Annotated in this window: 13 protein-coding genes; 9 read left to right on the top strand and 4 right to left on the bottom strand. The window is 44.6% G+C overall.

Annotated elements, in window-relative coordinates:
- Positions 1-188 precede the first annotated feature (188 nt).
- A complete protein-coding gene (gene rlmD / locus V7K50_RS04805; RefSeq protein WP_334957768.1) occupies positions 189-1,595 on the bottom strand; it encodes a 23S rRNA (uracil(1939)-C(5))-methyltransferase RlmD in 1,407 nt (468 codons plus the stop codon).
- A 27-nt stretch (positions 1,596-1,622) separates the two neighbouring features.
- The gene (locus V7K50_RS04810) at positions 1,623-1,838 is read right to left on the bottom strand and encodes a hypothetical protein (protein WP_334957770.1); all 216 of its coding nucleotides are present in this window, start codon (positions 1,836-1,838) and stop codon (positions 1,623-1,625) included.
- A 5-nt stretch (positions 1,839-1,843) separates the two neighbouring features.
- Between V7K50_RS04810 and V7K50_RS04815 the strand changes: the two genes are divergently transcribed.
- A complete protein-coding gene (locus V7K50_RS04815; protein ID WP_012407637.1) occupies positions 1,844-2,329 on the top strand; it encodes an allophycocyanin subunit alpha-B in 486 nt (161 codons plus the stop codon).
- Between the two features lie 117 nt (positions 2,330-2,446).
- Positions 2,447-2,659 carry a hypothetical protein gene (locus V7K50_RS04820; protein ID WP_334957772.1) on the top strand — a complete coding sequence of 71 codons (213 nt, stop codon included), beginning with the start codon at positions 2,447-2,449 and terminating at the stop codon, positions 2,657-2,659.
- Between the two features lie 331 nt (positions 2,660-2,990).
- Here the strand turns inward: V7K50_RS04820 and V7K50_RS04825 are convergent, their stop codons facing one another.
- On the bottom strand, positions 2,991-4,370 hold the full coding sequence (locus tag V7K50_RS04825; RefSeq protein ID WP_334957774.1) for a hypothetical protein: 1,380 nt from the start codon (positions 4,368-4,370) through the stop codon (positions 2,991-2,993).
- A gap of 430 nt (positions 4,371-4,800) precedes the next feature.
- Between V7K50_RS04825 and V7K50_RS04830 the strand changes: the two genes are divergently transcribed.
- The 4 genes from V7K50_RS04830 to purF all read left to right on the top strand — a co-directional run bounded on the left by V7K50_RS04830 (position 4,801) and on the right by purF (position 9,931).
- Positions 4,801-5,115: a hypothetical protein gene (locus V7K50_RS04830; RefSeq protein WP_334957776.1), complete on the top strand. Its 315-nt coding sequence runs from the start codon at positions 4,801-4,803 to the stop codon at positions 5,113-5,115.
- A complete protein-coding gene (locus V7K50_RS04835) occupies positions 5,102-5,494 on the top strand; it encodes a type II toxin-antitoxin system death-on-curing family toxin (protein ID WP_334957778.1) in 393 nt (130 codons plus the stop codon). The genes V7K50_RS04830 and V7K50_RS04835 overlap by 14 nt, the downstream gene beginning before the upstream one ends.
- Positions 5,495-5,537: 43 nt before the next feature.
- On the top strand, positions 5,538-8,018 hold the full coding sequence (purL, locus tag V7K50_RS04840) for a phosphoribosylformylglycinamidine synthase subunit PurL (RefSeq protein ID WP_334957780.1): 2,481 nt from the start codon (positions 5,538-5,540) through the stop codon (positions 8,016-8,018).
- A 407-nt stretch (positions 8,019-8,425) separates the two neighbouring features.
- Positions 8,426-9,931, top strand: a complete 1,506-nt coding sequence (gene purF, locus V7K50_RS04845) for an amidophosphoribosyltransferase (RefSeq protein WP_334957782.1) — start codon at positions 8,426-8,428, stop codon at positions 9,929-9,931.
- Positions 9,932-10,190: 259 nt separating this feature from the next.
- Here the strand turns inward: purF and lysS are convergent, their stop codons facing one another.
- Positions 10,191-11,876 carry a lysine--tRNA ligase gene (gene lysS / locus V7K50_RS04850; protein WP_334957784.1) on the bottom strand — a complete coding sequence of 562 codons (1,686 nt, stop codon included), beginning with the start codon at positions 11,874-11,876 and terminating at the stop codon, positions 10,191-10,193.
- A 112-nt stretch (positions 11,877-11,988) separates the two neighbouring features.
- On the opposite strand from lysS, the gene V7K50_RS04855 reads away from it, so the two are divergent.
- The 3 genes from V7K50_RS04855 to V7K50_RS04865 all read left to right on the top strand — a co-directional run bounded on the left by V7K50_RS04855 (position 11,989) and on the right by V7K50_RS04865 (position 13,214).
- Positions 11,989-12,228 carry a hypothetical protein gene (locus V7K50_RS04855; RefSeq protein WP_334957786.1) on the top strand — a complete coding sequence of 80 codons (240 nt, stop codon included), beginning with the start codon at positions 11,989-11,991 and terminating at the stop codon, positions 12,226-12,228.
- A 140-nt stretch (positions 12,229-12,368) separates the two neighbouring features.
- Positions 12,369-12,602 carry an EF-hand domain-containing protein gene (locus V7K50_RS04860; protein WP_334957788.1) on the top strand — a complete coding sequence of 78 codons (234 nt, stop codon included), beginning with the start codon at positions 12,369-12,371 and terminating at the stop codon, positions 12,600-12,602.
- Between the two features lie 273 nt (positions 12,603-12,875).
- A complete protein-coding gene (locus V7K50_RS04865; RefSeq protein WP_334957790.1) occupies positions 12,876-13,214 on the top strand; it encodes an RNA-guided endonuclease InsQ/TnpB family protein in 339 nt (112 codons plus the stop codon).
- Positions 13,215-13,515 lie beyond the last annotated feature (301 nt).

Consider the following 13,515-nt stretch of genomic DNA (forward strand, 5'->3'; position numbering starts at 1 on the left):
CAAATTAAAAAGATGCTGTTAATTTTAGAGAGTATTAGCATACTCTAGTTATTTGCCGATTTATAATTCACACAATTCACTTCATATTTTTAAGAACCTATGCAACTTGAATTTATTTAAAAAAAATGAATTTCTATTTTCAGCTTAATTCAATTTTAGCATCTTTAGTATGCACTCGACTACAAATTTCAAATTTCAGTTTTTTTGAAGGATTTAGTATCATTCTCCAAATGTGATAGCGCAAGAAAGGCGGCAGCTTCAACATGAGCAGTTTGAGGGAAAAAATCAGCCGGTTGTACCCGTGTGATGGTATATTGGCCATCTTGACAAAGCAATTTTAGGTCGCGGGCGAGGGTAGCTACTTTACAGCTGACGTAAACGATCCGAGATGGTTTCAATTGCCGTAAAGTTTCGATGACTGCGCGATCGCACCCCTTACGTGGCGGATCGAGTATTACTACTTCTGGTATTGTGCCCATTTTGGGAAGCAATTTCTCTACTGCCCCGACTTGGAATGTCACATTATCAATTCCGTTGCGATGGGCATTCAAAATAGCTTGTTCGACTGCTGCTGGTTGCACTTCTAATCCTGTAGCAATCCGCACTTTTTTGGCGAGAGGTAAAGTTAAAGTCCCAATACCACAGTAGGCATCAACTAGCAACTCATGCCCTTGAAGATTGAGTTCTGATTGAATTACCTGCAATAGTGCCTCTGCTGTTTCTGTATACACTTGGAAAAATGTATCTGGGCGTACTTGAAATTCCAGTCCAGCAAAGTTCTCGCGCAGGTGGGGGACTCCAGCGATGCAACGGGTTTCTGATCCAAAGATAGCATTTGTGCGATCGCCATTGCGATTGAGTGATACTCCCACTAACTGCGGATAGCGCTTTAACCATTCCTGGGCTTGGGTTTCAATTCCTGATAAATTCCAGTCTTTTACTACCAAAGTCAGCAACATTTCTCCTGTGTGTCTGCCAATGCGTAAACCGAGATGGCGAATTTTTCCTTGATGGCGCTGTTCGTCGTAAATTTGCCAACCCTGCTGTTGGATATCCTGCTTAACTTCGGCAAGTAAGGGATTTAACCGTGAGTCTTGGACTGGACATTGATTTAAGTTAATTAATTGGTGACTACCTTTTTGATAGTAACCAGCTTGTACTTGTCCTGTTGCCGATGTGCCAAGAGGATATGTAGATTTATTACGGTAGCCGAAAGCAGAAGGGGCAGCAAGTACCGGATCTACTGGTGGTTGAACAAAACCGCCAATGCGCTCTATTGCTTGGATAACTTGATTTTGCTTGGCTACTAGCTGGTAATCATAATTAACATGCTGCCACTGGCAACCACCGCACTTGTCCGCCACAATACAACTAGGTCTAATCCGGTGGGGGGATGGTGACAATAGCTGCTGGAGCTTCCCGTGGGCGTATTTAGGTTTAACATGAACTAAGCGGACAATGGCGCGATCGCCTGGTACAGTATCTGGGACAAACACTACACGCTCATCAGCGCGTCCCACACCATCACCTGTATCACTCAGGTTAGCGATCGTTACTTCAATTAATTCACCCTGTTGCCAAATTATTTTAGTCATTAGTCATTAGTCATTAGTCATTAGTCATTAGTCATTGGGCATTGGGCATTGGGCATGGTTATTTTCCTCATCTCCCTCATCTCCCTCATCTCCCTCATCTCCTTCATCTTCCCACTCCCCAGTCCCCAGTCCCCACTCCCCACTCCCCCAAATAGATAAATTCAATACATAAGTAGCTCCGAACCCTTCACTTGTGTACCTCCAACTCGGTAAACTAACAGATAATATTTCAGGTGATTTCAATAATCATGACTGTAATTAGCCAAGTTATTCTCAAAGCTGACGACGAACTGCGTTATCCCAGCAGTGGCGAACTTAAAAATATCAAAGACTTTTTGCAAACCGGCGTACAACGGACGCGGATTGCGGCTACCTTAGCCGAAAACGAAAAGAAGATAGTTCAGGAAGCTACCAAACAACTTTGGCAGAAGCGTCCTGACTTTATCTCCCCCGGAGGTAATGCTTATGGAGAACGCCAACGCTCTCTATGTATCCGTGATTTTGGCTGGTACTTACGCCTAATTACCTATGGTGTACTTGCCGGTGACAAAGAGCCAATTGAAAAAATCGGTTTGATTGGTGTGCGGGAAATGTACAATTCATTGGGCGTTCCCGTGCCTGGAATGGTAGAAGCGATCAATTCCCTCAAAACAGCCTCCCTTGGCTTATTGAGTGCGGAAGATGCTGCCGAAGCAGCACCCTACTTTGATTACATCATTCAAGCGATGTCTTAATACAAAGTGTGTGCTAGTTCTAGGAGTATAGTTGCAGTCTACTAAAGTGAGTGCAAGATATTATCGCTCAATAGGCATAAGATCCCCAATTTGATCATACTCTCCCCACATTTGGTAGTGGCTCTGGCAAAATCTTTGTCAAGTTACCAACCAGTTGTGGGGAAATTTTATAGATTTTGGCATTGGGCATTGGGCACTTGTACTGAGTTTCGACACTTCGACTACGCTCAGTGCATCGCTACGCTCAACTACCGCGTTCGCGTAGCGTCTCGTAGAGAAGTCGTTGGCGCAGCCTCTCCAAGAGTTGTATTGGGCATGGGGGAAGAATGACTAATGACTAATGACAAATACAAAAAACCGACAGTCCTTTGTTAAGGCTGTCGGCAATTAAGTGTGTTCCCTATTAATGACTCGGCTAGAGTTCAGTTGTCATTAATTATGCCTAGTTAGCGATCGCAACGTGACGATCCTAATCATCGATATGTGTGATTCTCGTCACTTGGTTGTTACATATAAACTGCATATCCCCGAATAATCTCTGAGTTACAGTAAATCTATGCAAGTTTGGAGCTAAGAGTATATCTACTGCTAGATACTTTAGAGCAAACAACGCCAGTTAGACAATTAGCGGGTAAAACATCACATAGGCGAATTAAGAAACTCATGCGCCGTTTGTTAAAGTGCTGTAAGAGAAAGAGTTATCTGCAAAGATAAATTTATCAAAGCCAGTGGTAGACAAGCTAATGGAGTTTCCATTATTGTTGAAACTGATGTTGGCAGAGTTAAGGGTATTGCCAGAAATAACACCAGATACGATCAGTTCAGAGCGATTGAAAGCTCTAAGATCGAGGGTGTCAAAACCGTCCCCGCCATCCACCGTAGCAACACCGAACCCTTGGAAGTAGTCATTGCCACTGCCCAAAGCAATGTTGATGCCGCCACCGATAGAAACTTTTTGTTGAACTCCATCTAGGATACTGGTGGCAATAATTTTGTCATTGCCATCGCCAGTCTTGATGATTCCTTCTCCATAAATGCCGTAGGCAAGACCATCGTCGTAGCCAACACCTTCACTTGTTGCTGTTGCCTGTCCAATCAGCGTGTCAGCATCCTTGCCTGTATCAATGACTCCATTGTTGAAGATGCCATAGGTGGTGGCGTTTGCTCCTGAACTGTTCCCATTACCGGTAATCGTGTCCTTGCCCGTCCCTGTAGTGATGGTGGCGTCTTTAAGGTTCTGGATGCCGATCGCAGCACCGCCGTAGCCGACGAAGCCGCCGTCGCTGGTTTTGCCGCCATTACCCATGCCAGTGATCGTGTCGTTTCCGTTTCCTGTATTCAGTTCGCCACTGTTAGCAATCCCAGTGCCAGTACCACCGTTGCCGTTGGTGCCAAGGAGGGGAATATACTTGTCGCTGGCTCTGCCGCCCCCAATGCCGCCGTTGCCGCCATTACCTGTGCCAGAGATCGCGTCTTCTCCGTCCCCTGTATTCAGTTTGCCACTGTTAACAATCCCAGTTCCAGTACCGCCGTTGCCGCCGTTGCCGCCGCCGCCACCGGTGGCGTAATCAGTATTGTTAACATAGCCGCCGTCGCCGCCGTCGCCGCCCTTTCCTGTGCCAGAGATAGTGTCGTTTCCGTCCCCTGTATTCAGTTTGCCACTGTTAACAATCCCAGTTCCAGTACCGCCGTCGCCGCCCTTACCACCGTTGCCGACATCGCCGACATCGCCGCCCTTGCCGCCCTTGCCGCCGTTGCCTGTGCCAGCGATCGCGTCTTTTTCGTCCCCTGTATTCAGAGTGCCACTGTTAGCAATCCCAGTCCCAGTACCACCAGTGCCGCCAATGGCACCATCACCATCTGTGCTGCCGTTGCCGCCATTACCCGTGCCAGCGATCGTGTCTATTCCTGAGCGCGTATAAATGAAACCTCCAGTTAAAATATCGATACCTATTGCTGGAGATGCATTTAACTGTTCCCCGATTAAAGTGTCTGAACCAGGGGTGCCGATGAAATTGGGTGGAAAGGTAAGTCTAGGCATGATCAAAATCCTCTTAATTAGGTTAGTAAGGTCAGTTTGTTTATTTGAATAAGTAAACTCTCAAACAATTCCCGGAATACATTTCTCCAAAAGCTATTCAGTCATTGAGTCTGTTAGGCATTTAAAAGTAAAGAGAATTTTATTACTTTGTAATTATCAGTATAATTACCAGTATTTCACGATTTAGTACAATCTATCTTTAGAACTAACTCACCAGACACAACTTGTAAAATTACCTACTTTTGTTCATCCACTGCGGCGTTAATCTCAAAACCATTCAACACTAGAAATACTTCCATCGCAGCGTGAAGCGATCGCCAGATATGGGATTATTTCACTCCACTAGGTTGCGATCGCAAGTCCCTTACTCAGCGCGATAAGCTAGAGTTAGCAGCAAAACTGATTCACAACGACCTAGCTTGGAGTAACAATGGCAACAGAACAAAAGCACAGCACTTATTTATCAGAAGCCGAAAGCCGTTTGCGTCAGCTTCCTCCTGAGAAGTTGCGAGTAGCAGTTGCAATTATTGCTTATCTACAAAAAACAGAAGCAAGCGAAGCTACTGAAAAACTGTTATTAAATATTCCTGATTTTGCCCAATCTTTCCGCGAGATTGAACAAAATGAAGACAAGTTAGAAAATACTACCTCAAATCAAATTGCCTCAGATGAAGAAGTATTGCAGGCTTACTTAGCAGTTGAAAAAAAATGGGAAGAGGTATTCCGTCACCTTGCAGACTCCTAAATTTCTCACTATTTCTCAAGTCTTAGATATTCACCAACGCCAAATTCAAAGATTTGGTGGAACATCTGGTGTCAGAGATGAAGGTTTACTAGATTCAGCACTGGCACAACCTCAAGCTACTTTTGGCGGTGAACTTCTCCATCCAACAATTCACGAGCAAGCAGCAGCGTACCTGTACCATTTAGCAATGAACCATCCGTTTATTGATGGCAACAAGCGCACTGCTTTCGCTGTTATGCTTATTTTCTTGAACTTAAATGGCTACACTCTCAACCTATCTCAAGAGCAAGCTTACAACTTGGTAATTCAACTAGTTCAGAAAGAAATATCCAAAGAAGAATTATCTGTATTTCTGGAACTGCATTTACAGCGCCTGTAAATCGATAGAATAATGCTCTGTCCCCCCAGAGTGCATTACTTCCATGACTGCAACCTCAAAACCAGCCTTTTCCTCACAAGAAATTGCGGCTGTTGGTCTTAAACCAGAAGAATACGCAGAAATTGTCCGTCGGTTAGGCCGTCATCCCAACAAAGCTGAACTGGGAATGTTTGGCGTAATGTGGTCAGAGCATTGCTGTTACAAAAATTCTCGACCTCTACTCAAACAATTTCCCACCGATGGCGATCGCATCCTCGTAGGGCCAGGTGAAAATGCTGGTGTTGTAGACTTGGGTGATGGACTCCAACTAGCCTTTAAGATTGAATCCCACAACCACCCCTCAGCAGTCGAACCATTTCAAGGTGCAGCAACGGGAGTAGGCGGTATTCTCAGAGATATTTTTACAATGGGTGCGCGTCCCATTGCTCTATTAAATTCCCTGCGCTTCGGTTCCCTAGAAGATGCCAAAACTCAAAGGCTGTTCCAAGGCGTAGTATCAGGAATTGCCCATTATGGTAACTGCGTTGGGGTACCCACCGTTGGCGGTGAAGTTTACTTTGACCCTGCTTACTCTGGTAATCCTCTGGTGAACGTTATGGCACTAGGGTTGATGGAAACAGCAGAAATCGTCAAATCTGGAGCATCTGGCTTAGGCAACCCGGTGCTGTATGTTGGTTCCACCACTGGGCGCGATGGTATGGGAGGCGCGAGTTTTGCTAGTGCCGAATTGAGCGATCAGTCAATAGACGATCGCCCGGCGGTGCAAGTGGGCGATCCATTTTTAGAAAAGTCTTTAATTGAAGCTTGTCTGGAGGCGTTTAAAACAGGTGCAGTTGTCGCCGCCCAAGATATGGGAGCAGCCGGCATTACCTGTTCTACCTCAGAGATGGCAGCAAAAGGCGGTGTGGGAATTGAACTGGATTTAGATAAAATCCCCGTCAGAGAAACGGGAATGGTTCCTTATGAATATCTACTTTCAGAATCTCAAGAACGAATGCTGTTTGTTGCCCACAAAGGGCGTGAGCAGGAATTAATCGACATTTTCCATCGTTGGGGACTTCAAGCCGTTGTTGCCGGGACAGTCATCGCTGAACCCATCGTGCGGATTTTCTTTCAGGGTGAAGTAGCAGCAGAAATTCCGGCTGAGGCTTTGGCGGAAAATACCCCACTATATCATCGGGAGTTATTGACAGAACCACCAGAATATGCACGCAAAGCTTGGGAATGGACTGCTGATTCCTTACCTGATTGCACAACTGCTGGAATAGAATTCGAAGGAAACCTGCAAAGTTGGAATGATATTCTGTTAACTTTGCTCGATACACCCACGATCGCTTCTAAAAATTGGGTATATCGTCAATATGACCATCAAGTACAAAATAATACTGTCATCCTACCAGGTGGTGCAGATGCCGCCGTTATCCGTTTGCGCCCTTTAGAACAAATCCAAAATCGCTCGACTGAGCGACTTGTGCCGAGCATCTCGACTTCGCTCGATGGAGCCGGAGCCGAGGTAAGCCGAAGTCCAAAATCCAAAATCGTTCGACTGAGCGAAGCCGAAATCCAAAATCCAAAATCAGGTGTTGCTGCCACAGTAGATTGCAATCCTCGTTATGTTTATCTTGACCCCTACGAAGGAGCTAAGGCAGTGGTGGCAGAAGCTGCACGAAATCTTAGCTGTGTGGGTGCAGAACCTCTGGCGGTGACAGATAACCTTAATTTTGGCTCTCCAGAAAAACCCATTGGTTACTGGCAATTGGCAGAAGCTTGTCGCGGCTTGGCGGAAGGTTGCCGAGAATTGGCGACACCAGTCACAGGCGGAAATGTCTCTTTGTACAACGAAACTGTTGATGCTCAAGGCATCCCCCAACCCATTTACCCCACTCCTGTTGTCGGTATGGTGGGCTTGATTCCCGATCTAACCAAAATTTGTGGTCAAGGTTGGCAAACATCCGGCGATGTGATTTATCTTCTTGGATTGCCTCTGGCATCGAAAATCAGTTTGGGAGCATCTGAATATTTAGCCACTATCCACGGGACTGTTGCCGGAAAACCGCCACGGGTAGATTTTGACTTGGAACGCCGCGTCCAGAAAGTTTGTCGTGAAGGAATTCGTAATGGTTGGGTACGTTCAGCCCATGATAGTGCTGAGGGGGGAGTGGCGATCGCTCTAGCCGAATGTTGTATTGCTGGCAACCTTGGTGCCGAAATCAATTTAGAAATAGCATCAACACAGTTAAACCGCCTCGATGAGGTGCTGTTTGCCGAAGGTGGTGCCAGAATTTTAGTCTCTGTAACATCAGCACAACAAGGCATTTGGGAATCATACTTACAGGAAAATCTCGGTCAAGATTGGCAAAGACTAGGTACAGTTAGCAATTTTGAGACGGGTTTGGGGGTTTTCACCACTGATAATCAAGCCTTAATCAAAGTTAATATCGAAGATATGAGCGATCGCTATTCCAATGCGATCGCTAGACGTATCAACATCCACACCACAACCCCCGAAGAAGTTAGGAGTTGAAAGTTAGGAGTTAGGAATAAAAAGCATAACTCCTAACTCTTTTGTTAACTTTCTTGAACATAATTGCGGTACTGTTTTAATGGATGGTTAAAGATTTATTAAGAACTCTACCACCATCTATATAATCCCAGTGACTTGACTACAGATTTTGAATTTTAGATTTTGGATTGGGGGCGTTGCTTCTGGTTCATGTCTTGCTCCTAGTAAGCGAAACAAATCTAAAATAACCATTCTTAAATCCCAAGCTGCATCACTACCACGGTGCGATCAATCCAAAAGACGCTCTCTACGAGACGCTGCGCGAACGCGGACTCGCTAACGCTCCGCTATCGTCAATCGTTCGACTGAGCGTAGCCGAAGTCTCAAATCCAAAATTGATTGACCCCCCCACCAGGAGCAAAGCTAGCATGATTTCTATTCATTCTGTCACTTCGGATGAATACCCCGACCCCGATCCAACCAACAACCCAATCAATAGTCATGAAAATCAGCCTGACAAGCCAGAAGAAGCTTGTGGTGTTTTTGGCATCTACGCCCCAGGAGAAAATGTTGCTAAACTGACCTACTTTGGATTGTATGCCCTTCAGCATCGGGGTCAAGAATCAGCTGGTATTGCCACCTTTGAGGGAACACAAGTACATCTCCATAAAGATATGGGCTTGGTGTCTCAAGTTTTCAATGAATGCGTCTTGGATCAATTGCCTGGTAGCCTTGCTGTTGGTCACACTCGTTATTCGACTACAGGTTCTAGTCGCAGAGTTAATGCCCAGCCGGCAGTGCTAGAAACCCGTTTAGGTTCATTAGCTCTTGCACATAACGGTAATTTAGTCAATACTGTACAACTACGTCAAGAGTTGCTTGAGAATAAATGTAACTTAGTTACAACAACAGACTCAGAAATGATCGCTTTTGCGATCGCTGAAGCCGTCAATGCTGGTGCAGATTGGCTAGAAGGTGCAACTCAAGCATTTCAACGTTGCCAAGGAGCCTTTAGTTTAGTTATTGGCACTCCCATCGGCGTTATGGGTGTCCGCGATCCTAATGGCATTCGCCCTCTAGTAATTGGGACTTTAGCTGGTAATCCAATTCGTTACGTTTTGGCTTCCGAGACTTGCGGTTTAGACATCATCGGAGCCGAATACCTGCGAGACGTAGAACCAGGTGAATTAGTTTGGATTACTGAAGAAGGTTTGGCTTCTTATCATTGGAGTCAAAAATCTGAGCGGAAATTGTGTATTTTTGAAATGATTTACTTTGCCCGTCCTGATAGCGTCATGCACAACGAGAGTTTGTACAGCTATCGGATACGTTTAGGGCGGCAACTAGCACAAGAATCTAATGTAGATGCCGATATTGTCTTTGGTGTTCCTGATTCTGGTATACCTGCTGCCATTGGATTTTCTCAAGCTTCTGGTGTCGCCTACATGGAAGGACTGATTAAAAATCGCTACGTTGGGCGAACTTTCATTCAACCAACCCAAGCCATGCGGGAGTCGGGTATTCGGATGAAACTCAACCCCCTCAAAGACGTGCTGGCAGGTAAACGAGTCATTATTGTCGATGACTCAATTGTTCGCGGTACCACCAGCCGTAAACTAGTCAAAACCTTGCGTGACGCTGGTGCAGTTGAAGTACACATGCGAATTTCTTCTCCGCCTGTAACTCATCCCTGTTTCTATGGCATCGATACCGATTCTCAGGATCAGCTAATTGCTGCTACCAAGTCAGTAGCGGAAATTGCCAAGCAACTGGAAGTAGACAGCCTCGCCTATCTAAGTTGGGAGGGAATGCTAGAAGCGACACGAGAAGACACCAATAGTTTTTGTTCTGCTTGCTTCACTGGAGATTACCCAGTGGCGATTCCTGAGCAAGTGAAACGTTCTAAGTTGATCTTAGAAAAAGTAGTAGTGTAGGGGCTGGGGGCATTAGGGAGGTGAGAAGACAAGCCCGCACTCAGACTTTTAGCTCCTGCTCTTGAGAGGCTTTGAATTCTCCTCCTTCTCTAGTATACGGTGTACACACAAGTCCTAAAATCCTTGCTTGGTAAGAGATACAAGCCTTTCCTCGTCCTATGCTCCGCATAGGACGAGAGACACTCTAGGCGAAACTCTTACCAAATCCGAATCAAGTTGATGAATAGGGCAAGTCATCGCCCCATTTACTTTTACTAACTCAACTCAATTGTTCAAATTTAAATTTCCCTTTAATAAACTTGTTAAAGTATTGACCATCAGACGGTGCATTTTCTAAGCCTTCCTTTACACTAAGCGGTACTTTGAAATACTCATAAACACTTCCATTGTCAAATTCAATAGTTAGTGTTTGAGTTGTTGGATCATAACGAAATTCTTTAATCAGGCTGCTGGAAGGTTTGAGTAAGGGGAAAGCGATCGCATCCCGAATACTGGCACAATCAGTTAATAACATCACTAACCGATCGATCCCAATCCCTAAACCACCTGTAGGCGGCATCCCATATTCCAAAGCTGTCAGAAAATCTTCATCTACACCTTGGGCTTCTAAGTCACCAGCAGCTTTCCGCGCCGCTTGTGCTTCAAAACGTTCTCTTTGATCGATCGGATCGGTAAGTTCTGAGAAGCTGTTCCCAGTTTCTCGCCCGACTATAAATAACTCAAATCTCTCCACCAAACCAGGTTGAGAACGGTGTGGTTTTGCCAAGGGCGAAATTTCTACAGGGTAATCAATTACAAAGGTAGGTTGAATTAAATTGGCTTCTACCTTCTCTTCAAAGGCTAAATTTAGTAACTTACCAATTGATTGGGCTTCATTTATACCAGGAATGCCAGCATTTTTACTTGCTGTTTTTGCATCTTCCAAACTTGGGAATGAATTAAAATCCAAGCCTGTAAATTCTTTAACTAAATCGTGCATAGTCACCCGTCGCCAAGGTGGTGTTAAATTTATAGGTTCCCCTTGGTAGGTGATTTCCAATGTGCCGAGTACCTCTTGAGCGACAGTGGTAATAATCCCCTCAGTCAGCACCATCATATCGTTGTAGTCGGCGTAAGCTTGGTAAACTTCAATCGTCGTAAATTCGGGATTGTGTCGAGTCGAAATTCCCTCATTGCGGAAAACCCGCCCCAATTCAAACACCTTTTCAAAACCACCCACAATCAACCGCTTGAGATGGAGTTCTGTGGCAATTCGCAGATACAGCTCCATTTCTAAAGTATTGTGGTAAGTGATAAATGGACGCGCATCTGCGCCCCCAGTTTCACTTTGCAAAACTGGCGTTTCAATTTCCAGAAAATCTCGCTGTTCCAAATAGCGGCGAATACCAGCAGTAATTTGAGCGCGACGGCGGAAAGTTTGCCGCACTTCCGGGTTTACAATCAAGTCAACGTAGCGCTGACGGTAGCGCTTGGCAACATCCGTTAATCCATGCCACTTGTCGGGTAGGGGCAACAGGGATTTAGTGAGGATAGTATATTGTTTAACGTAGACAGATAACTCGCCCTTTTCAGTCCGTTTAATAGTACCTTTGGCTCCTAAAATGTCACCTGCATCTGTAAGTTGCTTCAGGTGATTGAAGGCATCAGCATCAATATCTGCCATACCTTCTTGGATGCGATTTTTATCCAGATAAAGCTGAATTGTACCGGTTTCGTCTTGCAAAGTGAAGAAAGCCAATTTACCAAAAACGCGACGCGCCATAATGCGTCCCGCTATGGCAACTTCTAAATCAACTTCTTCACCACTGACTAAATCGGCAAATTGTTCTTGCAACTGCGCTGCATGATGGGTAGATTCCCAACGATAGGCATAAGGGTTAGTCCCTAGCTGCTTGAGTTGTTCTACTTTCTCCAGCCTGGCGGCTCGGATATCTTCTTCCGACATGGTAACGAACTAAATAGGGCAAGATTAATTATAGATGCTGCCAAAGTTGAGAGTAAGCAATAATCGCCTAAAAGTGATGTGCGTAGGCGTAGCCCGCCACAGGAAATATACAATGACACAAACTAAAGTGCGCCGCCTGTGGACTGTAAACGAATATCACCAGATGTTTGAAACGGGTATTATTACAGTAAATGAACGGGTAGAACTCATTGATGGGCAAGTTATCTCGATGAGCGCCAAAAATGGGAGCATGCAGCAACAACACTGTGCGCGTCTGACTACCTCCGCTAGTAGAAGTTGCCTTAGTTCGGGTGCAAAATCCCATTCAGTTGAGCCAATACTCCGAACCTGAGCCAGATATCGCTGTTGTCCAGATTGATGCGTGAAAGTATACTGATCGCCATCCCACACCCAATAAAATCTTTTTATTAACTCTCCTTGCGTATTTGTCAAGATTTTGAGATATTGAAAAATCAATTCAGATAGAAACTTATGACAACCGAGCAAGAGCTTCAATCTCTTTTTAATACCTTAGATGGCGATCAAGACGGCAAAATCTCCATTAATGATCTTTTTTTAAGTCCTGGCTTAAGTGCAATCATCTCATCAGAAACAAATACCACTAGTCCCCAGGAGTTACTAGGAGAATATGATTCGGACAAAGACGGTAGTATTACCTTTGAAGAGTTAAAGGAAGCAGTTGAGAAAGCAAATAATTTAAACTAAACCTCGTCCATTTTGAAACCTGGAGTAGTGCGGGCATCTTGCCCGCTAGTACAATATCCTTGATTGCATTTCCAGAAATTGAAGTCCAGGTTTAGCTAAAACAGCAATTCATCTCACATCTCACCGTCGATAGGAGTGTGAGATGAATTGCGCGTGAGTTGACGACAGTCCTCTGACTGATATTGAGCGTAAGCGAAATTAAGGAAGAGGGCATGGAGTAAACGAGCAAATATTGCGCTATCCTAATTTATAGCAAATTGATTTCACTCTAAAATGTTAAAGGTTGTCAAAGTCAGATTATATCCAAATACCCAACAACAGCAATCACTAGCGCAAGCTTTTGGTAGTTGCCGTTGGCTTTGGAATTATTGCCTGAATTTGATGAACCAAATATACAAAGAAACTGGGAAGGGCTTGTCTGAGTATGAAGTTAAAAAGCTAATTCCACAACTCAAAAAAGAGCATGACTGGCTGGCTTTGACTTACTCACAGTGCTTACAAAAAGTCTGCTTAAATCTGGGAGTAGCTTTCAATAACTTCTTTGAGAAAAGAGCAAAGTACCCAAACTTCAAGCCGGGGAACCCGTCCAACGCAGTGACTCACGAATTTTGACCTCTGGAACAGGGGATAAAGCCTGTCGCCCAGATGTAAGTCGCAGTAATAGAGGACGCAAGAAATCTACTATTGCGCTTTCTGTTGGACAGGAAGCCTACACTGTACTCGAAGAGTCAGTGTAGGTAGTTCACTCAGATGTTTCCATAAGCTTGGCGATCGCAGCCTAATTTATCGTGTTTATAAAGAATTTACAACCTGATTATGAAATATAAATAAACTCTCAATAAATTTTAAATAATTAAATTATATTGTGTATGTAATCTCTATTAAACAATTTTTGGAGTTTAAGTACGTTTTT

Origin of the sequence: Nostoc sp., assembly GCF_036917135.1 — a bacterium.
GTDB lineage: Bacteria > Cyanobacteriota > Cyanobacteriia > Cyanobacteriales > Nostocaceae > Nostoc.